The organism is Paenibacillus contaminans, from assembly GCF_003285015.1.
In the GTDB taxonomy this organism is placed as follows: domain Bacteria; phylum Bacillota; class Bacilli; order Paenibacillales; family NBRC-103111; genus Paenibacillus_V; species Paenibacillus_V contaminans.
Window position 1 is genome coordinate 187371 of record NZ_QMFB01000007.1, and the last position, 25364, is coordinate 212734.

The following is a 25364-nucleotide window of genomic DNA, read 5'->3' on the forward strand; positions in this document are numbered from 1 at the left end:
AAAGCCGGATCCGCGGCGTGCTTGAACGAAAGGAGTCTGAATATGGGAGATTCGTATCGTCCTTACCGCAATGCAGGCTGCAGAATTATCGACGACATCATTTACAAGGGTTACCGGTCGCTGCTGCTTGAGAACGACAAGCTTCTCATTCACCTGCTTCTGGATAAAGGCGGGGAACCGGTCCGCTGGCTGCATAAGCCGACCGATACGGATTTCATTTGGCACTCGCATAACGGTCTGGGTCCTCCTCATCCGCTTTACGCCGAGTACGAGATCGGCTATCTGGGGGGTTGGCAGGAAATGTTTCCCGAAGTCAGCTATACGTCCGCATATCGGGGAGGAACCGTTCACCGCGGGGAATCGGCGGTTACGCCATGGGATTATCGGATCGTCAAGGACGAACCGAAAGAAATCAAGGTGCTGCTGGTCAATCAAATCAGGTCTATGCCGTTTCGTACGGAAAAGCTGATTACTTTAACCGCAGGCAGCGCAGTCGTCCGAATCGAGGAGACGGTGCGGAACTTATCGCCGTCTACGGAGCTGGAGGCCAATTGGGGACATCATCTGGCATACGGACATCCTTTTCTCGGGAAGGAATCATTCATAACGCTCGGAGAAGGCGCGAAGGTGTTTCATCCGGTTACCGGGGAAAGCTGGAAATGGCCTGTTATGCGGCTGGACGGGGCGGACACGGACTTATCGATCATGCCTGACGCCGGAACGAGCCGCGATCTGCTTTATCTTTCCGTTCCCGACAGTAGATACAGGTTGACCAATGCGAGTACCGGCGTTTCCCTTGAAGTCAGGTGGGATGGGAATGTGTGGCCTTATTTATGGTATTGGCAAAATTTTCAGGCGGATATGCAATATCCGTTTTTCGGAAGCGATTACAACATCGGCTTGGAAATGTTCAACGTCCCGCCGAAATTGACGCTGAGCGAGGCTGTCGAAAGAGGGTTGGCGCTTGCCGTTCCTCCGCTTGGAAGCATAACGTCATGGCTTGAATTCGAAGTGTGCGGTTCCATATAAGAAGACGTGGACTACGGCAGGAGCATTAACAGCTAAGGGGAGGAAAGCGGATGGCAGGGGAACGGCTTTCTTTTGCGGGGATCAGAACGAATTCCGTTTACGACAGAACGAACCTGGTTACGATTCGAAATATGGCCCGCCCGGACGCGGAGAGAACGGAGCAATGGCGCGGTGCGGCTAACCCGGCGTTTCAAGGGTTGATCGAGCGGATCCTTGAAGCAAGAATGGATGGGAAGCCGGTCGTTTGGTCGATGGGGGCGCATGTCATCAAAAACGGGCTATCGCGTTTTATCATCGATATGGTGAAGCATGGGTTTCTCACGCATGTTTCGGGCAACGGGGCAACCAGCATCCATGACTTCGAACTCGCTTTTCTCGGCGAAACGTCGGAGGATGTGGCGCGTTCCATCGAGGACGGCTCGTTCGGCATGTGGGAAGAAACCGGCCGGTTCATGAACGAGGCGATTCAACAGGGAGCCGCGCTGGGGCTCGGCTACGGCCCGAGCTTATACCGGTACTTATCCGCCAATCCGGAAAAGTTTCCTTACTACGATGACTGCGTGTTCGTGCAATGTCAGCGCTATGGCGTACCTTACACCTGCCATATCTCGATCGGGACGGATATTATCCATCAGCATCCGATCGTCGATTTCGAGGCGTTGGGCGCTGCATCGGGCGAAGATTTTCGGCGGATGTGCGGCTCCATCGCCGATATGAAGGACGGCGGCGTATTTCTGAATTTCGGCTCCGCGATATCGGGACCTGAAATATTACTGCGGGGTTTGTCGCTGGCCCGTAACCGGGGGCTGCCGATGCGGGATATCGTCGCCGCCAATTTCGATATCGTCCCGGTCACGGCGGATTTCCGCCCCGAAGAAACGGATCCGGATTACCATTACCGGCCGAGGCGGGTACTGGCGGACCGACTTGCAGAAATCGGCGGAACGGGGCTATTGTTCCACGGGCTGCATCAGCAAACCATACCGGCGCTTTATGACGGCCTCATGCGAAGGAAAGCGGAGCTCGGCTTTCAGTTTTCGGCACCTGCTTCAGGCGCTGGGGGAGAGGCTGCTTCTACGGTTTCGTCCTCGGTAGCGGAGGATGCGGGAAGCGCTCTTTCCGGCACGGATGTTCCGCCGGCGACGACGTTCCCCATAGGTTCCAGAAGGAGCCGGCTTCGCTTGGAGCAGCAGCCCGAGGCGCTGGCCGACAGCGTTCCGTTATCGCCGGGAGAGCGCGGCGATCCAAGTCCTCACGCAGGCGGAACGTTTGCCGGGCAAGCGGCGGAACCTCCGTTTGCGGATTTTATCGGCAGGCTGCGGGAAGCGAAGGAAACCGGATGTCCCATTCTGGTGTCGCTAGGCAGTCATGTTATCGGGAGCGGCGTGCACCGGTATTTGACCGATCTGATCGGGCGCGGTTACATCACGCATCTCGCATTGACCGGCGCTGCCTGCTTCCAGGATATCGAGCTGGCTGCCTTCGGCCGTACGGAAGCGGTCGAAGTCGGAACGCTGCGGGAAGGAAAGCTCGGGTTGTGGGAAGAAACGGGAGACATCGTACACAAAGCGCTTCAGGAAGGTTACGGCCGGGATTGGGGGTACGGGCAGAGCTTGGGCGAATACGCGGGCGCGTATCCGGAGCGTTTTCCGCATCTCGACGAGAGCTTGCTTGGAGCTTGCATCAAGAAAGGCATCCCCTACACCTGCCATATTACGATAGGTCCTGACGATATCCAGCTTCATCCGCTTTCCGATTTTGCCGTACAAGGGCGGGCGAGCGGATTCGATTTCCAATCCTACTGCCACACGGTCGCTCATCTGGAAGGCGGGGTCTTCGTCAATTTCGGCTCTACCGTTACCGGGCCTGAAGTGTTTCTGAAGGCGCTGTCAATCGCACGCAATCTGCAGTATCCCGTGCACCATATCACAACGGCGAACTTCGATATTGTCAGGCTGGGCGATTACCATAAGAAGGTCGGCTACGAGGATTGGGATTATTACTACCGTCCGCGCAAAAATATCGTGCACCGGCCGACGAGCTTGGGCGGGAAAGGGTTTCATTTTGAAGGGCTACACGAGGAAACCGTGCCGGCCCTCTGGTCGGCATTAACAGGCGTTCCAAAAGGTTGAACGGCTTGCGGCCTTATTCTATTCATTCGGGAGGTCATATAGGATGACATCCATTAAAGCGGTATTATTCGATTTTGATGGCACGCTTTCGACGCTGAGAGCGGGTTGGGAGGAGACGATGGCTCCGTTCATGCTCGAGTCTATTGCGGGAGAGCGCAGGCTAACGCCGGAGGAATCGGCGGCGCTCGCGAAGGAAATCGCCGACTATATCGATCAGTCGACAGGGATTCAAACGATTTTTCAAATGCGCTGGCTGGCCGCCAAAGTCGCGGAGACGGGCTGGAACCGGGAGGTGCTCGGCGAATGGGCGTACAAGGCGGAATATAACCGCCGGCTTTTGCTGAACGTGCAGCGAAGGATCGACGATTTGCAAGCGGGACGCCTAAGTCCGACCGACTATTTGATGAAAGGCTCCGAAGCGTTTCTGGAAGCGCTCGAACGGCATGGCATCGAGATGTACGTGGCGAGCGGAACCGATCATCCCGATGTCGTCAATGAAGCCAAGGTGCTGGGGGTGCAGCGGTATTTCAAGGAAATAGCGGGAGCGCCCGTCGGACGCGCCGACTGCTCCAAAGAGAAGGTGATGAGCGATCTATTGGAACAAAAAGGATTTCGCGGCGATGAGCTGGCGATTATCGGCGACGGAAAGGTCGAGATTCGAATCGCACGGGAAAACGGCGCTCTAGCTCTTGGTCTTGCGAGCGACGAGCATACGCGTGAAGGCGTGAATCCGGTTAAGCACGCAAGGCTGCTGGCCGCAGGGGCGGAGCGGATAGCCGGCGATTTTTCGGATACGGCGGCATGGCTCGATTGGCTGGGGATCAAGGAGAGTTGAGAAAAGCGGAGGCGAAAACGTCATGGACATCGATTTAACACGGGCCGTTGTCGTTTGCTCCGGGGAAGCCGCAGGCGTTGAAGCCAAAGCGGTCGACGTGCTGATTGAAGAGTTGGCGTTCCGTACGGGGATTGAGCTGAGCCGTCTTTTTGCTTTCCCAAATCACTCCGTACCGGTCATTGTCATTGGTACGATCGAATCGTTAAGCAAGATGCCCAATCCGGCGCGGCCATCGTTCGTCCCGTATTTGAAGGCGGAAGGGTATATGCTGCGGACGGTATGCGAAGAAAGCGCGCAAACCGTTTGGATTGTCGGTGCGGAAGCCCGCGGTGTGCTGTATGGGGTAGGGAAGCTGCTGAGACGTTTGCGTTGGGGGGAGGGATCCATTCGACTGAAAGCTCCCTTAGATGTGATTACTGCTCCTTATTCCACGATACGCGGCCATCAGCTCGGTTACCGCCCCAAAAACAACGCGTTCGACGCCTGGGATACTGCCCAGTTCGATCGCTATATCAGGGAGCTCGCCTTGTTCGGCGCGAATAGCATTGAAATATTGCCTCCGCGTACCGACGACCATCCGACCGGACCGCTGATGAAGGTCGAACCACTGGAGATGATGGTGCGGCTTGGCGAAATCATCGACAGCTACGGCTTGGATACGTGGATTTGGTATCCGAATATGGGCGAGGATTATTCCGACCCGGAAACGATTCGGGCGGAGCTCGAGGAGCGGGAGCGAATATTCCGAGAGTTGCCGCATATCCACGCGTTGTTCGTTCCCGGAAGCGATCCGGGGAAGCTGGAGCCGGATCCTTTATTCGCGTGGCTGGAGCAAGTGGCGAAGCTGCTGCAGCGCTACCACCCCAAGGCGAAAATATGGGTGTCGCCGCAAATTATGCGGTACGATTCCGCTTCCTGGATGGAGGCTTTCTACCGGCAAGTGAAGGCAGAGCCCGAGTGGCTGGGCGGGATCGTATTCGGTCCGCATGTCGACGTTCCGCTGCCGGAGCTGAGAACGCTTATTCCCGGGAAATACCCGATTCGAAGATACGAGGATATTACGCATAATTACCAATGCCAATATCCTGTGGCCGACTGGGATTTGCCTTTCGCGCTGACGCTCGGGAGGGAAAGCTGCAACCCGCGGCCGAACGCCCAGAAGCATATCCATAATTTGCTGGCGCCTTATGCGGCGGGCAATATCGGATATTCGGAAGGGATCAACGACGACCTCAACAAATTCGTTTGGTGCGACCAAGATTGGGACCCGGAGACGCCCGTGGCTGAGACGCTCGGGGATTACGCAAGATGGTTTATCGACAGCGAGCGTGCCATGTCGATCACAGAAGGGCTGTTCGCTTTGGAAGAAAATTGGGTCGGGCCGCTTGCCGAGAACGAAAAGGTCGAAAAAACGCTGCAGAAGTGGCAGCGAATCGAGCGTGAAGCCCCTGCGCGTGTGCATGGCAATTACCGCTTCCAGATGCATCTGTTAAGAGCTTATTACGATGTCTGCATTAAGCGAAGGCTCCACTACGAAGCTGAGCTCGAGCAGGCGGCGAGGGATGCGCTGCGGCAGGCTTCTCATGCCGGAAGTTTGACTGCGGCTGAGCGGGCGGAAGCCATTCTGGCGCAAGCGGAAGAGAAGCCGATCGCCCGGTTTTATCGCGAGCGCTGCGAGAAGCTGGCCGACGAGCTGTTCCGCAGCATCGGGTATCAACTGACCGTTTCACGGCATTTCGCCAGATCGCAGGGTAGAGGCGCGTTTTTGGATACGATCGACGCGCCGCTGAACGACATTCGCTGGCTTCGCACGCAGCTTGCCATTGTACGCGAAGCGGACGACGAGGAGCAAAGGCTGGCGCTGATCGATCGCGCTTTGAACCGCACGAATCCCGGTCCTGGCGGATTTTACGATCATTTGGGTTCTTACCGCGGTTTTCGCCGTATCGATCCGGGTGCGGGCTGGAGGAACGATCCCGGTTATTTAAATTCGCCGAGAATTGCCCATGCGATGCATTTGCTATCGATACCTGAAGCTCGTCAGCGGGAGCTTGGCGGCATACCGCTTGCGTGGATCGCCCATGCGAATGCACTGCTTGACACGCCGATCGTCGTCCGTTACGAAACGCTCGACCCGGCTGTTCCTTATATCGTCAAAGTCGTTTACATCGGCGAAACGAGCGGCAAAACGCCGAGGGACTGCTGGGTAAGGCTTACCGCAAACGACGGCTTCGTGCTCGACGACGAGGTTGCCGTGAAGGCCGGGGGGGTGACGGTACGCGAGTGCAAAGTTCCCGTTGAAGCGATACGAGGCGGCAAGCTGAAGCTGACTTTTATTCGTACCCGAGGGTTTAAACGATTGAATGTGGCGGAAGTGTGGCTTTTGCCGGACAAGGGGGATTTGCATGCTGGTTGAAACGAAAAACAAGGAGTTCCTATTTGACGACGACCGTCCTTTCCGGTCTTGTCATGCTTCTACCTTGATTGTCTTGAATCGGGACAACGTGCTGGCAGCCTGGTTTGGAGGTTCGGAGGAAGGATCCGACGACGTCGGCATTTGGGGGGCGCTTCGGTCGAATGGAGTATGGAGCGAACCGCGGCAACTTGCCGGCGACGGCAGCGAGCCATTGTGGAATCCGGTATTGTACCGGGGGGCGGATGGAGTCATTGCTTTGTACTATAAAGCCGGCAAAAAAATACGCAGCTGGCGGACGATGATTATGACCTCTGCCAATGAAGGCAAAACCTGGACATCGCCGAAGGAACTGGTGCCCGGAGATGTCGGCGGACGCGGCCCTGTCAAAAACAAACCGATTCCGCTAATCGGAGGCGTGCTTGCCGCACCCGCTTCCATCGAGACGAAGGAGCGGTGGGACGCGTTCGCGGACTTGTCCTCCGACGGGGGCGCGAGCTGGCAGAGAAGCGAGACGATTCCTCTTAGAAGGGTAACGCTGCCGCCATCGGGGGAAACGTTTTTCGATAAGAATGCCGTAACGCATAAAGGCGTTATTCAGCCGACTCTGTGGGAATCATCGCCAGGACAAGTGCATATGCTTCTTCGAAGCACGGAAAGCTCCATTTTTCGAAGCGATTCCATGGACGGGGGCCGCACGTGGTGCGAAGCGTATGCGACCGGATTGCCTAACAACAATAGCGGGATCGATCTCGCTCAACTGGACGAAGGTTTGCTGGCGCTCGTGTATAACCCGGTTAGCGGGAGACACGGCGAGCGTACGCCGCTCGTTATCCGTTTTTCGCATGATAACGGGCGCAGCTGGGAGCAGGAGGTCGTACTGGAAGACGAACCAGGCGAATATTCGTACCCGGCGATCGTCGCCTGCGGCGGCGAGCTTCATCTTACCTACACCTGGAAGAGAGAACGAATTGCATATTGGCGGCTGACTCTTGATAGGAAACAAAGTTGAAGACATATTTCGGCTGCCGTACCCGGTATCGGCCACATACTTGACCGCACTGCAAGGAGTCCGGGAACGACGCCCGCTTACGAATGCCCAAAAGGGAGGAAGAGCGATGATTCGAGTCACGATTTGGAACGAGTACAGTCATGAGCTGCGCAAAGAAAAGGTGGCCCGCATTTATCCGAAAGGGATTCACGGCGCTATCGCCGACGGTCTCGCTCCGGACGGCTATTCGCTCCGGACCGCTACACTGAATGAGCCGGAGCACGGACTTACGGATGAGGTGCTTCGCGATACGGATGTTCTGATCTGGTGGGGGCACACCAAGCATGAGGATGTGGATGACGCCATCGTACAAAAGGTTTGCGACAGGGTACTGGCGGGCATGGGATTTATCGCGCTTCACTCAAGTCATTACTCCAAAGTGTTCCGCAAGCTGATGGGAACCTCTTGCACATTGTCCTGGAGGGTTGCGGACGAGAAGGAACGGCTGTGGGTCGTCAATCCGGCGCATCCGATCGCGCGCGGGGTGGACCGCTTTTTCGAGCTGGAGCAGGAGGAGATGTACGGAGAGTTTTTCGACATTCCCGATCCCGAGGAGCTGATATTTGTCAGCTGGTTTCAAGGCGGCGAAGTATTCCGGAGCGGCTGCACGTTCCGCAGGGGAAGCGGCAAAATCTTTTACTTCCGTCCCGGTCACGAGACGTACCCGACCTTTCATCATCCGACCGTTATGCAAATCATCTCGAACGGGGTGCGGTGGGCTGCTCCCGATCCGGAGTCCGTACCGTACGTTAGGCCCGAAGGGCCGGCTCCGGCACTTGAGCAAGTGCCGAACCCGAAGCCGCTTAAACCGTAAACCATAAAGGAGGCAGGATTGCAATGGCTAAATTGAAAGTAGGAGCAGTAGGAACCGGCGGCATGTTTAAGGGATCGCATTTGACCAGTTGGCTTGCGAATCCGGACACCGAGCTCGTCGCTTTATGCGACGTCAACAAAGAAGCGGTGGAGAAGATTGCCGCGGAGCATAACATTGCCGATGTATACGAGGATTACCGCGATTTGCTGGCGCGCGCCGACCTGGACATCATTAACATTTGCACGCCCAACCTGTATCATTCCGAGATCGCGGTAGCGGCGCTGAAGGCGGGCAAGCACGTCTTTTGCGAAAAGCCGGACGCCGTAAGCCCGGACGAAGCCGTCCAAATGGCGGAGGCGGCCAAGGAGAGCGGCAAAGTGCTTATGGTCATGCGCAACAACCGGTTTCGCTCGGTCGCACAATTTCTTAAAGCTTACGTCGAGAATGGCCATATGGGCGAATGTTATACCGGCAGATGCGGATGGATTCGCAGAAGGGGGATTCCCGGCAAGGGCGGCTGGTTTACGACGAAGGAGCTTTCCGGCGGAGGCCCGCTTATCGATCTTGGCGTCCATATGATCGATTTGGCGGTTTGGATTATGGGGAACCCGAAGCCGGTATCGGTCAGCGGTTCGGTATACACGAAGTTCGCAGGAACCGAGCTTTCCGACTCGGCGCACAGCGCATTCGGAGAGAAGCGGGCCGGCGGCGTTTTTGACGTGGAGGATTTGGCATCGGGTTTTATCCGTTTCGCGAACGGCGCTACGCTGCAAATCGAATTCAGCTGGGCGTCGAACATCGAGCAGGAGACGCGGTTCGTCGAGCTTCGCGGCACGAAAGCGGGCTTTAGTTTGATCGATGACGATCTGAAGCTGTTTACTGAAATCGAAGGGACGCTGTGCAATATCCAACCGCAAATCGTCAAAAACGGTCACGGTCACGGCTCAAACATCCATCACTTCGTTGACGTCGTTCTAGGCCGGAACGAGCCGATTTTCACGCCGGAACAGGGTGTCGATATGATCCGGATTTTAGGTGCCATTTACGAATCGGCTAAGCAGGGTAAGGAGATTCAGCTGTAAATATCGGACATCGAACGCCAAGGGGGAGAAACCGTTTCTCTCCTTTGGCGTTTTTCTTAACTCTGGGTCTGCACATCCAAATAATAAATATCGAATCAGGAGTTTCGTAACATAGCGATGGTACCGATTGTCAAGCTATGAACGTTGAGTTAATCCAAAATCTTATTTATCGAATTCTAATAAATGTAATAACTTATTCGCTCCTATTGCTTGAATTAATAATGGGATGCGTGGACCTTCATTGTTATTAAGGGTTAACTTATAAATTATAGTAAATAGTCGTTTTTGATTATTTCTCATAATTCTTTTATCTTCATCCTGACAAATTGCGTAGATTTCTTCCATCAGATGCTCTTTTTCGATGCTTTCGTTTTTCAGTATTCTGCAGAAAGCTTTCATCCACTCCTGTTCAATCAAGCTTAACGTTCCGTAAAAGGCATGATCCGGGCACTCGTTGACAGTTATAAGTTTTTGGGGATTCCATAGCTTAATCCAGTTTTCCGCTCGTTTTGCGATTTGTTCCAGCATTTCTGAAGGATAATCTTCACCGTCACGGTACAATAAGTCTTTCAACAACTTGGTATCGAAGTTAATCAATGGTAATAAACTTGTAATTTGGTTGAATTTTGGGATTTTCATACCCATGTCGGTCATCATGGAAAGCTCTAACGCTTCTTTGATATCGCTTGTCAGAGAAGGGGAGCCGTAACTATCCCGATATCTTTCGTATTCCATATAGTTCCTTATCACATCTTCATCCATTCCGATTTGGAAAGCGGCATGCGGTTGGTACTTAGCGAACAAAAATAAAATATTTTCCGGGGCGTACACGTTCAAAAGATCAATTGGCGTGTAATTGTTTCCGGAAGAGCTGGACATTTTAGCGTAGCTGCCTTTTATGTTAATGAATTCATATGGCACATAAAGGGGCGGAGGATTTTTGAAAATTTTTTCGGATATAACCCTTGAGACATTATAACTGCCTGTTTCAGAAGAATGGTCCCGGCCTCCGGGCTCTAATAGGACTTCCTCCATTTTCCAACGCATCGGCCAATCGATTTTCCAATGTAATTTGATATTTGTCGCTTGGCGTATGGAGAGACTGTTTTGGTGACCGCATTTGCAGCAATAGGTAATCATTTCATTTTGTTCATCATATTGTTGAACGGTCGTATTATCTTTTTTACACACCTCGCAATAAATGTGAACGGGAAAGAAAGAAGACCGTTCATCTTCGTTGGCGCCGCCAGTTTTAAATGCCGTTAAAATATCATAAATTTCCATCCTGTTCTTAAGAGCATGGAGGATTGATGAATGGTATCTTGTAGATTTATATTCTTGGCACTGATAAATAAACTCGGGTTTGATATCGAACGCCGACAACGCATTTTCGAATTCCGTCTCAAAGTGTTCTGCGTACGAAGAGTGGCATCCATACGGGCAGGGGACTTCCGAGTAGGGCATTCCTATATACTTCTCAAATGACGGGTCAACATGAGTAGGAACTTTTCGAAATCGATCAAAGTCGTCCCACGAAAAAATAAATCGAACCTTCTTTCCGGACTTCACAAGCTCCTTTGTTACAAAATAAGTGGTTACAATTTCTCTGAAATTACCGATGTGTACCGACCCTGAAGGACTAATCCCTGAAGCGCACACAAATGTTTGTCTTTCGGGATGATTTTGGATTAACTGGCTCGCTATTCGTTTGGCCCAATGCACGGCAAATCACCTCTAACTATTTTTTATTAATATAAAAAAAGCCCCCATCCACAAGATTTTCATCTTGAGGACGAGAGCTATGTTAGCGTCGTGGTACCACCTCGGTTTGTGAACATGTTCCCATGATCACCTTATTCGGGTACGGCAATAAAGCGTATACCCTATCTCTGTAACGGGAGATCCCGTCATACCATCCTTGAGCGTTTGCTCAATTCCATATGAGGCTCCGAGACTTTTTTCATGATGAGCATCGTTACTCCATTTCACCGATCTGGAGCTCTCTGGGAACAACACTTCAAAATTACTCTTCTCTTCTTTGCCTTTGCTTCATTAAGTTAATTTATGCCATATTACCCCTTTGACATGAATAAGTCAAATACATATTGACTTGGGTTAGGGGAGGAGAACGCTGGTAACTTCAAGGCGGACAAGCCCACTCAACGCGGCTTCGTGAATTCGTATCCTTCGGATATAAGCTCAAGCTCTCCCGTATCGGGGTGCATGACGAAGCCGTGAACGGGTATGAATGCCGGGAGCAGCGGGTGGTTGCGGATAATCTCGACGCTTTGCATGACGCCATCTTGGACGTTGTCGAAGCCTTTGAGAAAACGTTCCATACGTATGCCGGAACGCTCCAGCGTTTGCAGAACCAAGTCCGGAATGCCGTTGGCTTTAATTTTTTCTACCATTTTTTCGGAATCAAGGGCAGCCATGCCGCAGCCGTAATGCCCGATGACAAGCACTTCTTGAACGCCCATTTCGTGAATTGCGATAAGAATACTCCGCATGGCGCTGCCGAAAGGCTGCGTAAGAATGGCGCCGGCGTTCTTGATAATTTTCGCATCCCCGTTCCGCAGGTTCAGCGCCTTCGGAAGAAGCTCGACCAGTCTCGTGTCCATACAGGTGAGAATGGCCATTTTCTTATCCGGATATTTATCGGTCAAGTATTCCTCGTATTCTTTATTCCCGACGAACTCCCGGTTGTACTGCATGATGTCTGAAATGACGGACATGTAACGGTTTTCCCCTTTCCAAGTTGAACATATCTAGTTTATTTTTATATTTTATTCTTATTTTCGCTAGATCACAACTTTTGAAAGTTTGGCAATGTCTTCGAACGCATTCGTCAGGGCGGCTTGCTTCAAGCATGATCGACCGGCTGCACTTGCAAAAAGCAGACAAGGGATTCGTCTTCCCCAATGTGCTATAATGATTAAAAACTTCAGGAAACGCAAGGGAGGAGATGCTGCCATGCAACCGATTCCCGATCATCTGGCCCACGGCTTGTCCGTTCTGTTTATCGGGTACAATCCGAGCGTGCGTTCGTCGGAGACAGGCCATCATTATGCCAACCCAAGCAATCGCTTCTGGAAAATCATCCATGAGGCCGGCTTGACACCGCGAAAATTCAAGCCGGAGGAGGACGGAGCATTGCTTCGTCTCGGCTTCGGTTTTACGAATATCGTGCCCCGTCCTACAAAAACGGCTGCCGAAATATCGAAAGATGAATATATAGCAGGTCGTGCGCTGCTTATCGCAAAGATCCGTGAATACAAGCCGAAGGTTGCTTGCTTTGTAGGAAAAGGCGTATACGAGCAATACAGCGGACGTTCCGGAATGGGGTGGGGAGAGCAGCCTGAGTCCGTCGTCGAAGGAGTCGTAGAGTTTGTCGCCCCGTCGTCAAGCGGCTTGGTCCGGATGAGGATTGAGGAGATGACGGAAATATTCCGCGGCCTGGCTCGATATATGCCGAAATGAGGTGTACAGAGGATGATAAGAATCGGAGTTGTCGCGGACACGCATATACCGGGACGAGCAAATAAGCTGCTGCCGGACATATTGGTAAATGGTTTACAGCAGGTTGACGCCATCATACATGCCGGAGACTGGGTGACGATGGAAGCGGCCGACGAGCTGGCAAAGCTTGCGCCTCTGCATGGCGTGACGGGAAACGGCGATGGCGAGGCGCTGTACCGCCGGTTCGGCAGCCGTAAAATAGTCTTGTTCGACGGATTACGCATCGGGATCGTCCATGGACACGAGGGTCCCGGCCGTTCGACTCCTGAACGGGCGAGACGCGCATTTGCCGATGAAAGCGTCGATCTGATCGTCTTCGGCCACTCCCATATTCCATTCATGGAGAAGCATGGGGGAACCGTTCTGTTCAACCCCGGTTCGCCGACGGATAAGAGGCGGCAGCCGAAATATTCGTACGGCATCGTGACGGTAGACGGAGGAAGTTTTTCCGCGAGCCACCATTATTTTTCCTTATGAGCCGGTTTGCGGCCTGGCGATAATGTCGGGCTTGCGCCGGCTGCCATTTTAAATTCCGCTATTCATCGGCAGAGGAGGATATCCGTCATGAATTCCAATTTCCTTAAGCTTATGCCAATGGCAGGCGATCTGAAGCTATCGCACAAGAAAAATCATTTCGGCGTTACGGTTTCGACGAAAGAGGTCGTGCTGCATAAGCCGCATGCCAATTATTACTTAAACTTTGAGGACGTTATCAGTATCACGCCGTTCGAATCGAAGCTGTTCGCGCCTTTTCGGTTCGTCAATAAGCAGGAGACGCAGCAAGAAATCGTCCAAGCCGATGACGGCACGCCGCGATATAGGTTTTATGCGAAGAAAGCGACGCTGCATAACCGGAGCGGTCTTTTTACGCTAGGAACGATGCAGTTCGTGATTCCCGTTCATCGAGATTTAATGAAGGCGATCGGCCTGTACGGCGGGTGGGATGTCGCGTTTGACAGGTAGGCTCCAGCTCTTTATTTAATAACATTAATAAACATAGTTAATGTTGCTAACTATCAGGAAAAATCGGAAGCGATACGGTAAAAGTCGTACCGTTGCCAGGTTTGCTGTCGACTTCGATCGATCCGCCGTGAGCCGAAATAAATTCCTTCGCGATCGCAAGTCCGAGTCCCATGCCGCCGCTGTTGCGGTCGCGCGCCTCGTCCGTACGGTAAAACCTGTTGAACAGGTAGGGGAGATGTTCGGACGAGATGCCTGCTCCCGTATCGGAAACGGATACGAGAAGATTGCCGCCGGGTTTGTTACGCTTCCTATTTTCGGCGGAAATCGAGAGTCGGACTAATCCGTTCTCGGGTGTATAGCGAACTGCGTTGACAAGCAGATTCAGAAAAACTTGCTTAACCCGATTCGAATCGACGTTCGCCGTCACCGTATCGGAGGAGCAATTCAGTTCGATCCGGATATTCTTGTTGTCCGCGTCCGGGGTGATATGCTCGACGATCCGCTTGAGCAAAGCGTGGATGTCCGTAGGCTTCCGGTCCAGCGGAAGCTTCTTTGCCTCCGCAAGGGAGAGCTGGTGCAGCTCGTCGACGAGCCGGGTTAACCGAATAAGCTCATCCTGCAAGGGAAGCAGGCTTTCCGGCGCAATTTGTTGACCGTGCTGTTGAATAAGCTCCAATTTGCCTTGGACGATCGTTATCGGTGTCCTCAGCTCGTGGGCGACATCGGCGACCAGGTTTCTGCGGGCCTCCTCCAGCTGTTTCAGCTGCACGGACATTTGGTTAAAGGCTGCGGCCGCTTTGCCGTACTCGTCTTTGGACAGGACAGGCGTTTGAATGCCGTAACCGCCTTTAGCCAACCGGTCGATCGCCGTTATAAGGGAGCGGAGCGGGGCGGTCAGCCGCCTGGAAAGCCAAAAGGCAAGCAGCAGCGAAATAATGACGAAGCCCAACGTGCCTATAATTAGCAGGACGCGGGTCGAATCCAAGATGCCGATCCGGAGCTTTGATGTAAAATCGGCATCTTTATCGTAGTAGTATAAGCTGCCGATCCAATCGCCGTCTGCGAACAGCCGGCTTTCAATCCCGAATCTCTTCACGAGGTTATACTCGGCATCGCCGAAAAAAAGCAATGTTTGCTTGTTCTGCGACAATAAGGCGATGCTGGCCGACCGTTCGGCAAGCTTATCCTTCCTCATCGATGCATCGGCATAGGTTTGTATGCCTTCCCATGAACGTCCGTTGGATTCGTAAAATTCCGTAAACGGGCCGGACCATTCTCCGATCTCATTTTTCTTTCCCGACTCGACCATTAGATGAAGCGTATCTTTGAGCACGATTTGCGTCACGAAGGCAAAAACAAGCCCCATTCCGACAATGAAAAAGGCCATGGCGAAAAACAACTTGCGTCTAACGCTCATAAACGGTCACCGAAGCGGTACCCGAAGCCGTATACGGTTTGTACATAAGACGGGTTTCCCGGATCGTCCTCGATTTTTTTGCGGATGTGGCTGATGTGGGCGTCTACTGTGCGTTCGTCATTCAGGAAGTCATCCTCCAGGGCGCTCTGCAGGAGCTGAAGCCGGCTGTAAACGATGCCCGGCTTTGCCGCCAGTGTGAGCAGAAGCTTGAATTCGGTAGGCGTCAACGGAACCTCCTCACCCCGCTTGTAAACGCGGCGCTTGGCCTCGGAAATGGCCAATTCTCCGCGCTGCATAATGTCATCGCTGTCTTCACGCCTTCCTTCAATCCGTCTAAGCACCGATCGTATGCGCGCCGCAAGCTCCCGCAGCGAGAAGGGCTTCGTCATATAATCGTCTGCGCCGACCTCGAGCCCGATTATTTTATCGGTTTCGTCCGTTTTGGCCGTCACCATTATGATTCCCATCCTGCTTATTTGACGGAGCTCCCTGCAAACGGCGATGCCGCTTTTTTCGGGCAGCATCCAGTCGAGGACGACAAGATCCGGCTTTTGCTCCTTTGCGATTCGGATCGCTGCGGTTCCCGTCTTAGCCGTCACGATATGAAAGCCTTCCGCAGCTAAGAAGGGCTCCATAAATTCCAGCACCTTTTGTTCGTCATCGACCAGCAGAAGCTTGTGGGCCAACATGATCCCGCCTTTCTTTCTCTTGTCTTTTTCCCGATTATACCTTGTCTTATATGCTTGCGGGAAAAATTCACCTTAATCGCAAAGGTTCTTCACAAGTTCGCAACATGTAGCTGATAAGCTTTCTTTGTCGGCCGCAGCATGCATGCCGAGTCGATGCGTTAGACATGGAAAGGGGATAACGGGATGGCAATCGTTAAAGGGAATGAAGCGGAGAAGGAAGCGGAACGTACGGCGCAGCCGAACAAAAAAGGAAGATTTACCGGAATCTCCTTCGTCGTTTTGGCAATTGCATTCGCGCTAAGTGTTGCGATTCAGGTGTTTTTGGCCGGCATGTCCGTATTCATGAATCCGATTCATTGGTCCAAGCATGTGAGCTTCGTGCATATATTCGAATATTTGCCGCTGCTCATGCTGATGTTCGGGTTTGTCGGGCGGCTGCAGGCCAAGCTGCTATGGCAAAGCGCCGTTTGTTTCGCGTTAATTATCGTGATGTATTTTACGGCCAACGTCATTAGCGTCGCTCCGGTTGCGGCGGCCTTTCATCCTGTTGCCGCATTGGTGCTGTTCGGGCTGGCGGTTTTGATCGTACCGCGCGCTTGGCGTACGGTTTTCGGCGGAAAGGAGGCTTCCGTATGAGAGTGCTCAAACTGATTGCGCTCACGTTGATCGGCGGATATTTATTCGGCATCATGCTATCCGAAGTCATCGGCATTATCGGTTATGTCGTCTTCGATCAAAAGATCGGCATCAAATTTCTCGGCTTCATTACCGCTATCGTTTCCGTCGCCGCTGCGGTCGTATGGGACCGCAAACAGGCGAAGAAAGCTTCCGTCTAGGTGGAAGGGCGATTCGTTCGTTCGGCGTATGCTGACGGCGACAACCCGGTTATCTTCTTGAAAATGCGATAAAAATGCGAGGTATCGTAAAAGCCGAGATAATCGCTGATTTCCGCTACGCCGATCGTCGATTCGGTCAATAACCGGCAAGCCTCTTTAATGCGCAGCTCATGCACGTAGTCGAGCGGAGTCACGCCGATCACCTCTTTGAAAATCGTAATCGAATAGTTGGGGGAACGGTTCGTAAGCCTGGCCAGCTCTTCCGTTTGAATGCGTTCCCGGTAACGGGTGTGAAGAGCTTGCTGCATTTTATGGGCAAGAAGCACTTTGCTGGGCGGCGCGTCGGCCGTTTCCGACTGGCGATTGGCCAAGCTGAGTATTTCCGTCAGAATGCTGATGCAGTAGCTTTCGAAATAAGGCTTTTTCTCAAGCGTTTCTTGATAAAGCATGAAAAATCGTCTGTGCACATAGTCGAAGTCTTTGATCTTCAGCTTCAAAGGGCGAATCGGCAGCTGCTTATGACCGGAGTCGTTGCCGTCCGTATAAAATAGCGCAGTCAGCTTTTGGTGAGGCGTATCCGTGTTTTGAGCCGATCGCGACGTGCCTGCCGGAAGGAGGAGGAAGTCGCCTTTTTCCGCTCCGACAAGCTTCTCGTTCAAGCGATAGCTGACAGTACCGTCAAGGACGAGAACCATAATATTGTACGTCAGGTTTTCGGTTCTCGTACTCCAATTCGGAATGCGATCGTCGAAATGGACGGAATGCAGCGTAATCATTTTTTATATTATCCTTCCTGGAGCAAGCGTTATGAAATCATCCTACAAAATCGGCAGGATCAAATGTCAACAACAAATGCCTCTCACATAATCGTAGAATTGTACATCTTTATAAAAATCATACATCGCTTGGCGGCTGCTGTGCAATCTATAATGGAGATATTATTCCTGTAGGGGGCAAAGCGATGACTACAAGCAGACCGAACATTCTTTTTATTATGAGCGACGATCATGCCGCCCATGCGATGAGCTGCTACGGCAGCAAAGTGAATGCGACGCCGAATATCGACCGGATCGCGAACGGCGGCATGCGGCTGGATAACTGTTTTTGCACGAACTCTATTTGCGCGCCGAGCAGGGCGACGATTTTAACCGGAACATACAATCATATCAACGGGGTCAGAACATTGTCCGACCGTTTTGACGGAAGCCAGCAAACGATGCCGAAGCTGCTTAAACAAAACGGCTACCAAACGGCAATCGTCGGCAAATGGCATTTGGGGCATGGGGCGGAAAGCGACCCGACCGGCTTCGATTTCTGGAGCGTGCTGCCCGGACAGGGCGATTATTTCGATCCGATGTTCATCGAAGAGGGCGGTAACCGCAAGTTTGAAGGGTATGTGACCGATATTATTACGGACCGGTCGATCGAATGGCTCGAAGAACGGGATCGCGACAAGCCTTTCTTCCTGATGTGTCATCATAAAGCGCCGCACCGGCCTTGGATTCCGGACGCCAAGCATGCGCATATGTACGAGGATGTCGATATTCCGGAGCCGGAAACGTTCCATGACGACTACTCGAACCGCGCGAGCGCCGCAGTCGAAGCTAGGATGCGGATCGACCGCGACCTGACGAAGACGGATTTGAAAATGGATCCGCCGGAAGGGCTGAGCGCTTCGGAGTTGAAAAGCTGGAATTACCAACGTTATATGAAAGATTATTTGCGCTGTGTCGCTTCGATCGACGATAACGTAGGAAGGCTGCTCGACTATTTGGCGGAAAACGGTCTTGAGGAAAATACGATCGTCGTGTACACATCGGATCAAGGATTTTTCCTGGGCGACCACGGCTGGTACGACAAACGGTTTATGTACGAGGAATCGCTCCGCATGCCGTTCGTCATCCGTTATCCGGCTGAGATCAAAGCGGGCGGCGAGGATCGTCATATTGCGCTGAACGTCGATTTTGCGCCGACTTTCTTAAGTTATGCCGGCGTAGAAATTCCAGAGGACGTTCAGGGCGTCGATATGCGGCCGATTTTACGGGGGGAGAAGCCGGAGGGCTGGCGGACCTCGATGTACTACCGGTATTGGATGCATCTGGACGTTGATCATCATGTGTATTCACATTACGGCGTCCGTACGGAGCAATTCAAGCTGATTTATTATTACGCGGATGCGCTGGGCACGACAGGCTCCAAAGATATTCCGAAGACGCCGGAGTGGGAGCTGTTCGATTTGAAAAAGGATCCGAACGAGCTGATTAACGTATACCACGATCCGGATTACGCGAATGTCGTCAAAAAGCTGGAGCAGGAGCTGAACAGGCTCCAGGCGGAAGCGAAGGACGAGCCGTTCGTCGTACGAACGTAGCAGGTAAACGCCGAACAAGGATAAACGGCTTCTCCGTCCTAAACGCTTTCGAAGAAAGCGGCTTCGTAAGCATAAGCTAAGGACTGGCGCGTTTACCGGTGAAATATCAGGCTTAAGTAATTGTGAAACATATAAATTCTGATATTTTAAAAAAGAGTGACTATGCGCTATGCATAAGTCACTCTTTTTGCGGTCAGGATACAACGGAAAGGGCATCGTTCTCATTCGCCAGCTTCTTGATCGTAACCCGCGAAATTCGCAGATTGTCGACTTCTTCGACGATAAATTCGTAATCCTCGAAGTATACCCGCTGATTTTTAGCCGGGGGCGTTTCGACCTGCGAATATACCCAGCCGCCAATCGTGTCGTAGTCATCCGTTTCGATCGTCAAGCTGAAGTATTCGTTAACTTCGTCAATATGGAGCAGGCCGTCGACGGAATGATTATTTTCATCCTTCTTTTCGATGGTCGGTCTTTCCTGGTCGAACTCGTTGTGTATTTCACCGACAAGCTCTTCCAAAATATCTTCCATCGTGACGAGACCCGATGTGCCGCCGTATTCGTCAATCAGCAAGGCGACTTCCGTCCGCTTCTTCTGCATTTGCTTCAGCAGCGAGCTGATCGGAACCGTTTCGGGTACCGCCATAAGCGGTCTGCAAACTTTATTTATATCGTTGAGTCCTGTGCGGGAGGCTCTCATCAAATCTTTAATGTGTACGAAGCCGATAATGTTATCCTTATCCGGATCGCATAACGGGTACCGGGTACGCATTTCGGACGTTGCGATTTCGAGATTCTCCTCAAAGGACGAATTCGCATAAAGGCAAGACATTTCCGTACGGGGAATCATAATTTCCCGCGCAACGGTTTCGGTAAATTCGAATACGTTGTCGACGAGCGTCAATTCCGTATTGTCGATCAAGCCGTTCCTGTGGCTTTCTTTTACAAGCAGCCGAATTTCTTCCTCCGTATGCACCGCCTCATGCTCGGATTCCGGTTCGATGCCGGATTTGCGCAGCATCCAGTTTGAAATGCCGTTGAGAGACCAGATAAACGGATACATGATTTTATAGAAGATGACCATCGGTCCTGCCGACCAAAGCGTGACTTGTTCGGATTTCCGGATGGCGTACGTCTTAGGAACTTGTTCGCCGATCGTAATATGAAGAGCAGTGATGATCGTAAATCCGATAATAAATGCGATAACGTGCGTGACGCTCTCCGGAACGTTCCATTTCTCCAGAATCGGAGTCAGCATTCTTGCGATCGTAGGCTCGCCCAGCCAGCCGAGTGCGAGAGACGTTAATGTAATGCCAAGCTGACAAGCCGATAAATAGGCGTTCAAATTGTTCAAAATATTGCTTGCGAATTTCGCATTCAGATTACCCTCGAGAGCAAGGGCATTGATGCGGCTTCCCCTTACCTTAACCATGGAAAACTCTGCGGCGACAAAAAAACCGTTAAGCAGAATCAACACGAATGCAAATACCAGGTTCAAAAGTAACGGTCCAGGCTCACTGTCCAAATAGTTTCCCATCCGCCCAACTTACCGGCAGACAGGTACACCTCCCTTATTTGATAAGAATATAGTTGTACTTAATTTTAAATTATACAAGAAAGTCAAATAAGATCAAACCCGCTGGATACGTTGAATTCCTACATATTCAATCGTGAAGCCTGAAAATCGGGCTTTAACTGTCGGTTTTACCATCATTATTCACGTTTACAGGACGATATGACAGTTGCTCTCCCGCAAAAGTCAATTTTGTGCAAATCAACAATGCGAAAGCCGGGTGCTGCGTGATAAAAAAACGTATGGCAAATCGCAAAAATCAATATTCGCTGCAAAGACGCGAGGCCGTTATTCGAGTACGATAAAAGCACATCGGCGATTGTGCTTGCGGTCGAATATTGAGGAGAGGTTGATGAAAAATGAAAGCGTTGCAAATTAACGGTCCCGGACAATATTCCATTATCGAAACGGAGTTGCCGAGTCTTGAGGATCATCAGTTGCTTGTTGAAATCAAAGTGGTTTCGACATGTCCGCGCTGGGATATGAACATGATGGCGGGCAGAGATATGTTCAATTATGCCGTATCGCCCGAATACCCGCTTCCCCCGGGTTTTCCCGGTCATGAAATGGCCGGTGTCGTCATCGCGGCAGGCTCCGGCGTGCGCAGCTTCAGCCCGGGCGATCGGGTGGCCGCACTCGAGCATATCGTGCCTAACGGCGCATACGCTCAATTTGCAAGCTACCGGGAGGAACAATTGATCAAGCTGCCGGACAGCATTTCCTTTAAGCAAGCGTCGTCGTTCGAGCTTCTGAAATGCGTCATCATCGGCATGTTGCAGTTCGGCGACTTGAGGGGAAAATCGATGCTCATTTCGGGTCTCGGACCGGCGGGTATTTTGGCGATCCAAGCGGCTCGTCTGTGGGGCGCTTCGAAAGTGGTCGGCATCGACATTAACGAGGAACGCGTCCGTTTTGTCCGTGAAAACGGTCTCGGAGAGGCGTGTCTCTCGAATGAGCTTGGGGAGCAGCGTTTCGATTTGGGTTATGACTGCGTCGGTGCGGCTCCGTCCGTGCAGCATGTCCTTAACCACGTTAATGATCATGTCGTCATTTTCGGCGTCTTGAAAGGCGAGGTGAAATATCCGGAGCATTTGTGGGCCAAAGGAACAAAGCTGGAATCCTATAAATACCGTCCGGTCGGCGTAAGAGATCACGAGCTGCTGATCGATCTTGTTGCGAACAAAGGACTCGACATGGAATGCCTGCAGACGCATCATGTGCCGTTTACGCGTTATGAAGAAGCTGTCGAGCTGCTGAAAAAGCAAGAAGCGATTAAAGTGTTTTTCTATCCCGAAACCGATTTCGATGCGGAATCCGAAGAGAAGGTACAAGAGGTCGCAGCTTCACAGGAGGGAGGAACGGCATGAGGGGACATGGCGTCGTTTTTACCGAAAAGCTTAAGGTAGCTTACCTGGAGGTAGATATTCCGGAACCGGAACGTGATGAAGTGGTCATCGATGTGGAGTATTCCTGGATTAGTATCGGAACGGAATCGTCCTTCTTGCGATGCGACCGAATTGCCGGCGAAACGCCTTACCGGGAGGGGGACAAGATGCCTTTTCCGCAAATTAACGGCTATCAAAAAGTCGGCGTCATTACCGCTGTAGGAGCGGATGTGACCGGTTTGCAGGCAGGCGACCGCGTGTTCGCCACGATGAGCCGCGTTAACGGTATGGCATTCCCTAGCGGCGGACATATAAGTCCGGCGGTTACGCACGCAAGTCAAGTGTGGAAGCTGCCGGATGATGCCGACCCGATCGACTATTCCGGGCTTGTGCTCGTCCAGGTCGGTTATAACTGTGGCATGCGTCCTGCGATCGAAGAGGGGCAGTTAGCGGTCGTGATCGGCGACGGTTTAGTCGGTCAATGGGCTGCGCATACGCTGCTTCACCGCGGTGCGAAGGTGGCGGTGATCGGACGTCACGACGATCGGCTGAGTCTGCTGCCGGACGCAATCGGCAGGATCAACGCACGCCGTACGCATGCAGCCCAAGAACTGGCTGATGCGGGCGGAATCGCCGTTGTCGTCGATACCGTCGGATCGCTTGCGACAGTTATGGAGTTGAAGCCGCTGATGAAGCATAACAGCCATCTCGTTTCGGCCGGATTTCTCGGTACGGACGGCTTGATCGATATACAGGAGCTGCGCGCGCAGGAAATTACGCTTCATTGTCCTTCAGGCTGGGAGAAGGGAAGGATGGATGCCTCCCTGCAAGGGATCGCCGAAGGTTGGCTGCACACGAAACAGCTTATTACGCACCGGTTCCCGGTCGAACAAGCTGCAGAAGCATGGGAGCTTATTTTGGACAAGAACCGTCCGTGTCTTGGCGTGGTGCTGGATTGGAAGCAGGGATAGGCACTGCCGCTAATTTTCAAATAGAAGACGATATAAGTTTCACCTATCAAGTGCTTATATTTCTACGGTAAACGCGCCTGTCCTTATGGACGGCGAAGCTGTTTATCCTTGTTATGCTCGTTCCGCCATTGAATCGGGCTAACGCCATATTTTTGCTTAAAGGAGCGGCTGAAGTAGTGGATGCTCTGATAACCGGTAATGATCGCTATCTCTTGGATGCTCATATCGCTGTTTTGTAAAAATTTTTCCGCTGCATTCATGCGAATATTGTTCAAATATTGAAACGGCGTCATTCCTTTGTACGTCTTAAACAAGCGGATTAAGTAAGAGGGGTTGAAACGGCTTAATTCGGTAAGCTTCTGCAGTGTAAAATCGTTCCAATACGTGCTTTCCATCGTTCGGACGAGCATTTCGACCGTTTCCGCAGCGGAGGAGTGTCTTTTGAGGAATGGCCGGTTCGGCAGGTCCGGTATTTGCGATTTGACGGCATGACGGATCAAAGCCATGATCGCTTGAATGTCCGAGAGGCTGATTTGCTGCAGAAGCTCCGGATGTTTGCGAACCCAATCCGCATTCATGACTTCATTAAGCGCATCGACACGCTCGAAAATCATTTTCATATCGGCCGCGTTCCGGTCTCGTTTGTCCTGCATTTCGTTCCAAAGCGTGCATTCATGCGGACTGGGGAAGGAGGCGGCCGGATCGTCCTGAAGCTCCCAGTAGGCAAATCGGTAAGGCTTGGACACCATATCCAATCGGTGGGACGTATCGAGCGGGATTAAAATCAGCGCAGGACCTGCGATGAAGTAATGTCGGCTGTTCGTGGACAGCTTCACTTTTCCTTCCGCAATATAAAGCATTTCATGATGCCCGGGATGAATGCCGCCCAGTCTCTCCGGTAAAGCGCCAGGAAGCAGATCGGAGAATGCGGGCGGAGATGACGGATTCATAGAGCTGTCGGTGCCGTATGCGCGAACCTGCATGCCAATCCATCCTTCCTTAGCCAAAAATGCAATAGACGAAATTCCACACAAATTGTAACATGTGAACCAAGTACAGTAAATGTATTCGTCTTTGGGATAGGACAAATTCCAAGCGGATGTTGAGAGGAGAGGCATGGCCATGTCCAGTTCTTTTAGCCGGTTGCAAGAGAGAATAAGGGAGAAAATCGAAAACCCCGGCGCGCGGGCGGTCACCTATGTCGCTTTCGGCGACAGCGTCACGCAGGGGTGCATGGAGCTAGGCGTTATCGAATACGAGCGGGTTTATCATCAGGTTCTGAAGCGCTCCGTCGAACGCCGGTTTCCGGGAACCGTCTTTAATGCTATCAATTCCGGATTTTCCGGAGATAGCGCGGTTGCTTCGCGAGTTCGATGGGAGCGGGACGTGTTCATGTATAAGCCGGATCTCGTAACGATCGCCTTCGGCCTCAACGACGCTCATGGCGGGCCGGAAGGCGTCGAACCGTTCATTCGGTCGATTTCCGAGCTTGTCGAACGTTTGCGTTGCGAGACGGACGCGGATATTTTGCTGCTGATTCCGGGAATGATGATGAAGCGGGATAACGAAAATGTGCATGAGACGCACCGCAAAATCGTTCCTGATTTTATACGGGTTGCCGAAGCGGGATATCTCGCCATGTACGTGGAAGCGCTGAGGGCATATGCAAACAAAGAGCAAGTTCCTTGTTTCGATTCGTACGTTTTGTGGGAGCAAATGGAGCGGGACGGCATTGATATCCATAAGCGTCTTTCGAACGGCATCAATCATCCGGATCCGGCGTACCACGAGGAATTGGGAGAGGCGCTTGCGCACAAGATGTTTTCGTGAAAGTCCATAAGATCTTGACCGTTATAAGAAGAGGGCAGCCCAATGCCGTGAGATCGGCTTCGGGCTGTTCTTTTTACATATATGAAACCTCGTATCAAGCGCTTAACTCAACGGTAAACTCGCGTGTCCCAGCTTTTGCTAACGAACCCGCTTTTTTCGAAAGCGTTTAGAACGGCAAAGGCGTGTATCCTTGTGGAGTTTCATACTAGCAGACTACATTTTCAGCGGCCGTGTAGGACTTCGGTCTGCGTTTTTATTGTTAAGTTTAGTAAAAAGGTCTTGTGTGATCGTGCGAGTCTATATTATACTTTCGATTGAACTTAAAGCTTATACGATAATGGCAAACTCTTCGAAAGGGGAGGACGCAAAGCAACGGGCCTAAGGACTGCTCTAGCAGTCTATGGCAGCCGTGCCGCCGAAAATAGGTGGTTTTACTCGTTGAGATCCATCCTTT

At 52.1% G+C, this 25364-nt stretch carries 23 protein-coding genes, 1 riboswitch and 1 other annotated feature; of the genes, 16 read left to right on the plus strand and 7 right to left on the minus strand.

From position 1 onward, the window contains the following. Nucleotides 1–42: 42 nt before the first annotated feature. From DQG23_RS14350 to DQG23_RS14380, 7 genes are all read left to right on the plus strand, one after another. Entirely contained in the window at nt 43–1029 is a 987-nt protein-coding gene (locus DQG23_RS14350; protein WP_113031547.1) for a DUF4432 family protein, read from the plus strand. 50 nt (nt 1030–1079) lie between these two features. Next, the gene (locus DQG23_RS42560; RefSeq protein ID WP_192894589.1) at nt 1080–3161 is read left to right on the plus strand and encodes a GSU2086 family protein; all 2082 of its coding nucleotides are present in this window, start codon (nt 1080–1082) and stop codon (nt 3159–3161) included. Between the two features lie 43 nt (nt 3162–3204). Beyond that, nucleotides 3205–3996 carry an HAD family hydrolase gene (locus DQG23_RS14360; RefSeq protein WP_113031548.1) on the plus strand — a complete coding sequence of 264 codons (792 nt, stop codon included), beginning with the start codon at nt 3205–3207 and terminating at the stop codon, nt 3994–3996. Nucleotides 3997–4018: 22 nt separating this feature from the next. Next, on the plus strand, nt 4019–6412 hold the full coding sequence (locus DQG23_RS14365; protein WP_113031549.1) for an alpha-glucuronidase family glycosyl hydrolase: 2394 nt from the start codon (nt 4019–4021) through the stop codon (nt 6410–6412). Further along, complete coding sequence (locus DQG23_RS14370) at nt 6402–7421, plus strand: sialidase family protein (RefSeq protein WP_113031550.1); 1020 nt, start codon at nt 6402–6404, stop codon at nt 7419–7421. Before DQG23_RS14365 ends, DQG23_RS14370 begins: the two co-directional genes overlap by 11 nt. A 106-nt stretch (nt 7422–7527) precedes the next feature. Beyond that, nucleotides 7528–8274 carry a ThuA domain-containing protein gene (locus DQG23_RS14375; protein WP_113031551.1) on the plus strand — a complete coding sequence of 249 codons (747 nt, stop codon included), beginning with the start codon at nt 7528–7530 and terminating at the stop codon, nt 8272–8274. Between the two features lie 23 nt (nt 8275–8297). Beyond that, nucleotides 8298–9356, plus strand: a complete 1059-nt coding sequence (locus DQG23_RS14380) for a Gfo/Idh/MocA family protein (protein WP_113031552.1) — start codon at nt 8298–8300, stop codon at nt 9354–9356. Between the two features lie 162 nt (nt 9357–9518). Here DQG23_RS14380 and lysS read toward each other — a convergent pair whose 3' ends face one another. Together lysS and DQG23_RS14390 are read right to left on the minus strand one after the other, a co-directional pair. After that, entirely contained in the window at nt 9519–11078 is a 1560-nt protein-coding gene (lysS, locus tag DQG23_RS14385; RefSeq protein ID WP_113031553.1) for a lysine--tRNA ligase, read from the minus strand. Between the two features lie 63 nt (nt 11079–11141). After that, nucleotides 11142–11404 (minus strand) — a binding site (T-box leader). Between the two features lie 111 nt (nt 11405–11515). Next, on the minus strand, nt 11516–12091 hold the full coding sequence (locus DQG23_RS14390) for a beta-class carbonic anhydrase (protein WP_113031554.1): 576 nt from the start codon (nt 12089–12091) through the stop codon (nt 11516–11518). A 238-nt stretch (nt 12092–12329) separates the two neighbouring features. Between DQG23_RS14390 and mug the strand changes: the two genes are divergently transcribed. From mug to DQG23_RS14405, 3 genes are all read left to right on the plus strand, one after another. Next, nucleotides 12330–12836, plus strand: coding sequence for a G/U mismatch-specific DNA glycosylase (mug, locus tag DQG23_RS14395; protein ID WP_113031555.1), 507 nt, complete (start codon nt 12330–12332; stop codon nt 12834–12836). Nucleotides 12837–12848: 12 nt separating this feature from the next. After that, nucleotides 12849–13352, plus strand: a complete 504-nt coding sequence (locus DQG23_RS14400; protein WP_337589400.1) for a metallophosphoesterase family protein — start codon at nt 12849–12851, stop codon at nt 13350–13352. Between the two features lie 87 nt (nt 13353–13439). Further along, entirely contained in the window at nt 13440–13838 is a 399-nt protein-coding gene (locus tag DQG23_RS14405; RefSeq protein WP_113031556.1) for a hypothetical protein, read from the plus strand. A 46-nt stretch (nt 13839–13884) separates the two neighbouring features. On the opposite strand, the gene DQG23_RS14410 is transcribed toward DQG23_RS14405, so the two are convergent. Both DQG23_RS14410 and DQG23_RS14415 read right to left on the minus strand, forming a co-directional pair. Further along, nucleotides 13885–15255, minus strand: coding sequence for a sensor histidine kinase (locus DQG23_RS14410; protein ID WP_113031557.1), 1371 nt, complete (start codon nt 15253–15255; stop codon nt 13885–13887). Continuing rightward, nucleotides 15252–15941, minus strand: coding sequence for a response regulator (locus DQG23_RS14415; RefSeq protein ID WP_113031668.1), 690 nt, complete (start codon nt 15939–15941; stop codon nt 15252–15254). The genes DQG23_RS14410 and DQG23_RS14415 overlap by 4 nt, the downstream gene beginning before the upstream one ends. A 186-nt stretch (nt 15942–16127) precedes the next feature. Between DQG23_RS14415 and DQG23_RS14420 the strand changes: the two genes are divergently transcribed. Both DQG23_RS14420 and DQG23_RS14425 read left to right on the plus strand, forming a co-directional pair. Next, nucleotides 16128–16580, plus strand: coding sequence for a DUF6220 domain-containing protein (locus DQG23_RS14420; protein ID WP_113031558.1), 453 nt, complete (start codon nt 16128–16130; stop codon nt 16578–16580). Further along, nucleotides 16577–16780 carry a DUF5957 family protein gene (locus DQG23_RS14425; protein ID WP_113031559.1) on the plus strand — a complete coding sequence of 68 codons (204 nt, stop codon included), beginning with the start codon at nt 16577–16579 and terminating at the stop codon, nt 16778–16780. Before DQG23_RS14420 ends, DQG23_RS14425 begins: the two co-directional genes overlap by 4 nt. On the opposite strand, the gene DQG23_RS14430 is transcribed toward DQG23_RS14425, so the two are convergent. Continuing rightward, nucleotides 16777–17556: an AraC family transcriptional regulator gene (locus DQG23_RS14430; RefSeq protein ID WP_113031560.1), complete on the minus strand. Its 780-nt coding sequence runs from the start codon at nt 17554–17556 to the stop codon at nt 16777–16779. The genes DQG23_RS14425 and DQG23_RS14430 overlap by 4 nt on opposite strands. Nucleotides 17557–17741: 185 nt before the next feature. On the opposite strand from DQG23_RS14430, the gene DQG23_RS14435 reads away from it, so the two are divergent. Continuing rightward, nucleotides 17742–19151: a sulfatase family protein gene (locus DQG23_RS14435; RefSeq protein WP_113031561.1), complete on the plus strand. Its 1410-nt coding sequence runs from the start codon at nt 17742–17744 to the stop codon at nt 19149–19151. Between the two features lie 193 nt (nt 19152–19344). Here the strand turns inward: DQG23_RS14435 and DQG23_RS14440 are convergent, their stop codons facing one another. Then, nucleotides 19345–20688, minus strand: coding sequence for a hemolysin family protein (locus tag DQG23_RS14440; protein WP_113031562.1), 1344 nt, complete (start codon nt 20686–20688; stop codon nt 19345–19347). 395 nt (nt 20689–21083) lie between these two features. On the opposite strand from DQG23_RS14440, the gene DQG23_RS14445 reads away from it, so the two are divergent. Continuing rightward, nucleotides 21084–22091, plus strand: coding sequence for a zinc-dependent alcohol dehydrogenase (locus DQG23_RS14445; RefSeq protein WP_113031563.1), 1008 nt, complete (start codon nt 21084–21086; stop codon nt 22089–22091). Beyond that, nucleotides 22088–23080, plus strand: coding sequence for an alcohol dehydrogenase catalytic domain-containing protein (locus tag DQG23_RS14450; RefSeq protein ID WP_113031564.1), 993 nt, complete (start codon nt 22088–22090; stop codon nt 23078–23080). The genes DQG23_RS14445 and DQG23_RS14450 overlap by 4 nt, the downstream gene beginning before the upstream one ends. An 83-nt stretch (nt 23081–23163) precedes the next feature. On the opposite strand, the gene DQG23_RS14455 is transcribed toward DQG23_RS14450, so the two are convergent. Next, nucleotides 23164–24063 (minus strand): AraC family transcriptional regulator, encoded by a 900-nt coding sequence (locus DQG23_RS14455; RefSeq protein ID WP_158560489.1) that lies wholly within the window; start codon nt 24061–24063, stop codon nt 23164–23166. A gap of 139 nt (nt 24064–24202) precedes the next feature. On the opposite strand from DQG23_RS14455, the gene DQG23_RS14460 reads away from it, so the two are divergent. Continuing rightward, nucleotides 24203–24910 carry an SGNH/GDSL hydrolase family protein gene (locus DQG23_RS14460; protein WP_158560491.1) on the plus strand — a complete coding sequence of 236 codons (708 nt, stop codon included), beginning with the start codon at nt 24203–24205 and terminating at the stop codon, nt 24908–24910. A 329-nt stretch (nt 24911–25239) separates the two neighbouring features. Further along, nucleotides 25240–25330, plus strand: a riboswitch (cyclic di-GMP riboswitch). The last annotated feature ends 34 nt before the right edge of the window (nt 25331–25364 follow it).

Bases quoted from the DNA above. Each gene is read 5' to 3' on its own strand.
- DQG23_RS14350 (WP_113031547.1), top strand. From the start codon at position 43: ATGGGAGATTCGTATCGTCCTTACCGCAATGCAGGCTGCAGAATTATC.
- DQG23_RS14425 (WP_113031559.1), top strand. From the start codon at position 16,577: ATGAGAGTGCTCAAACTGATTGCGCTCACGTTGATCGGCGGATATTTA.
- DQG23_RS14360 (WP_113031548.1), top strand. From the start codon at position 3,205: ATGACATCCATTAAAGCGGTATTATTCGATTTTGATGGCACGCTTTCG.
- DQG23_RS14365 (WP_113031549.1), top strand. From the start codon at position 4,019: ATGGACATCGATTTAACACGGGCCGTTGTCGTTTGCTCCGGGGAAGCC.
- DQG23_RS14435 (WP_113031561.1), top strand. From the start codon at position 17,742: ATGACTACAAGCAGACCGAACATTCTTTTTATTATGAGCGACGATCAT.
- DQG23_RS14405 (WP_113031556.1), top strand. From the start codon at position 13,440: ATGAATTCCAATTTCCTTAAGCTTATGCCAATGGCAGGCGATCTGAAG.
- DQG23_RS14430 (WP_113031560.1), bottom strand. From the start codon at position 17,556: ATGATTACGCTGCATTCCGTCCATTTCGACGATCGCATTCCGAATTGG.
- DQG23_RS14445 (WP_113031563.1), top strand. From the start codon at position 21,084: ATGAAAGCGTTGCAAATTAACGGTCCCGGACAATATTCCATTATCGAA.
- DQG23_RS14455 (WP_158560489.1), bottom strand. From the start codon at position 24,063: ATGCAGGTTCGCGCATACGGCACCGACAGCTCTATGAATCCGTCATCT.
- mug (WP_113031555.1), top strand. From the start codon at position 12,330: ATGCAACCGATTCCCGATCATCTGGCCCACGGCTTGTCCGTTCTGTTT.
- DQG23_RS14410 (WP_113031557.1), bottom strand. From the start codon at position 15,255: ATGAGCGTTAGACGCAAGTTGTTTTTCGCCATGGCCTTTTTCATTGTC.
- DQG23_RS14380 (WP_113031552.1), top strand. From the start codon at position 8,298: ATGGCTAAATTGAAAGTAGGAGCAGTAGGAACCGGCGGCATGTTTAAG.
- DQG23_RS14440 (WP_113031562.1), bottom strand. From the start codon at position 20,688: ATGGGAAACTATTTGGACAGTGAGCCTGGACCGTTACTTTTGAACCTG.
- DQG23_RS14420 (WP_113031558.1), top strand. From the start codon at position 16,128: ATGGCAATCGTTAAAGGGAATGAAGCGGAGAAGGAAGCGGAACGTACG.
- DQG23_RS14375 (WP_113031551.1), top strand. From the start codon at position 7,528: ATGATTCGAGTCACGATTTGGAACGAGTACAGTCATGAGCTGCGCAAA.
- DQG23_RS14460 (WP_158560491.1), top strand. From the start codon at position 24,203: ATGTCCAGTTCTTTTAGCCGGTTGCAAGAGAGAATAAGGGAGAAAATC.
- DQG23_RS14400 (WP_337589400.1), top strand. From the start codon at position 12,849: ATGATAAGAATCGGAGTTGTCGCGGACACGCATATACCGGGACGAGCA.
- DQG23_RS42560 (WP_192894589.1), top strand. From the start codon at position 1,080: ATGGCAGGGGAACGGCTTTCTTTTGCGGGGATCAGAACGAATTCCGTT.
- DQG23_RS14390 (WP_113031554.1), bottom strand. From the start codon at position 12,091: ATGTCCGTCATTTCAGACATCATGCAGTACAACCGGGAGTTCGTCGGG.
- DQG23_RS14370 (WP_113031550.1), top strand. From the start codon at position 6,402: ATGCTGGTTGAAACGAAAAACAAGGAGTTCCTATTTGACGACGACCGT.
- DQG23_RS14450 (WP_113031564.1), top strand. From the start codon at position 22,088: ATGAGGGGACATGGCGTCGTTTTTACCGAAAAGCTTAAGGTAGCTTAC.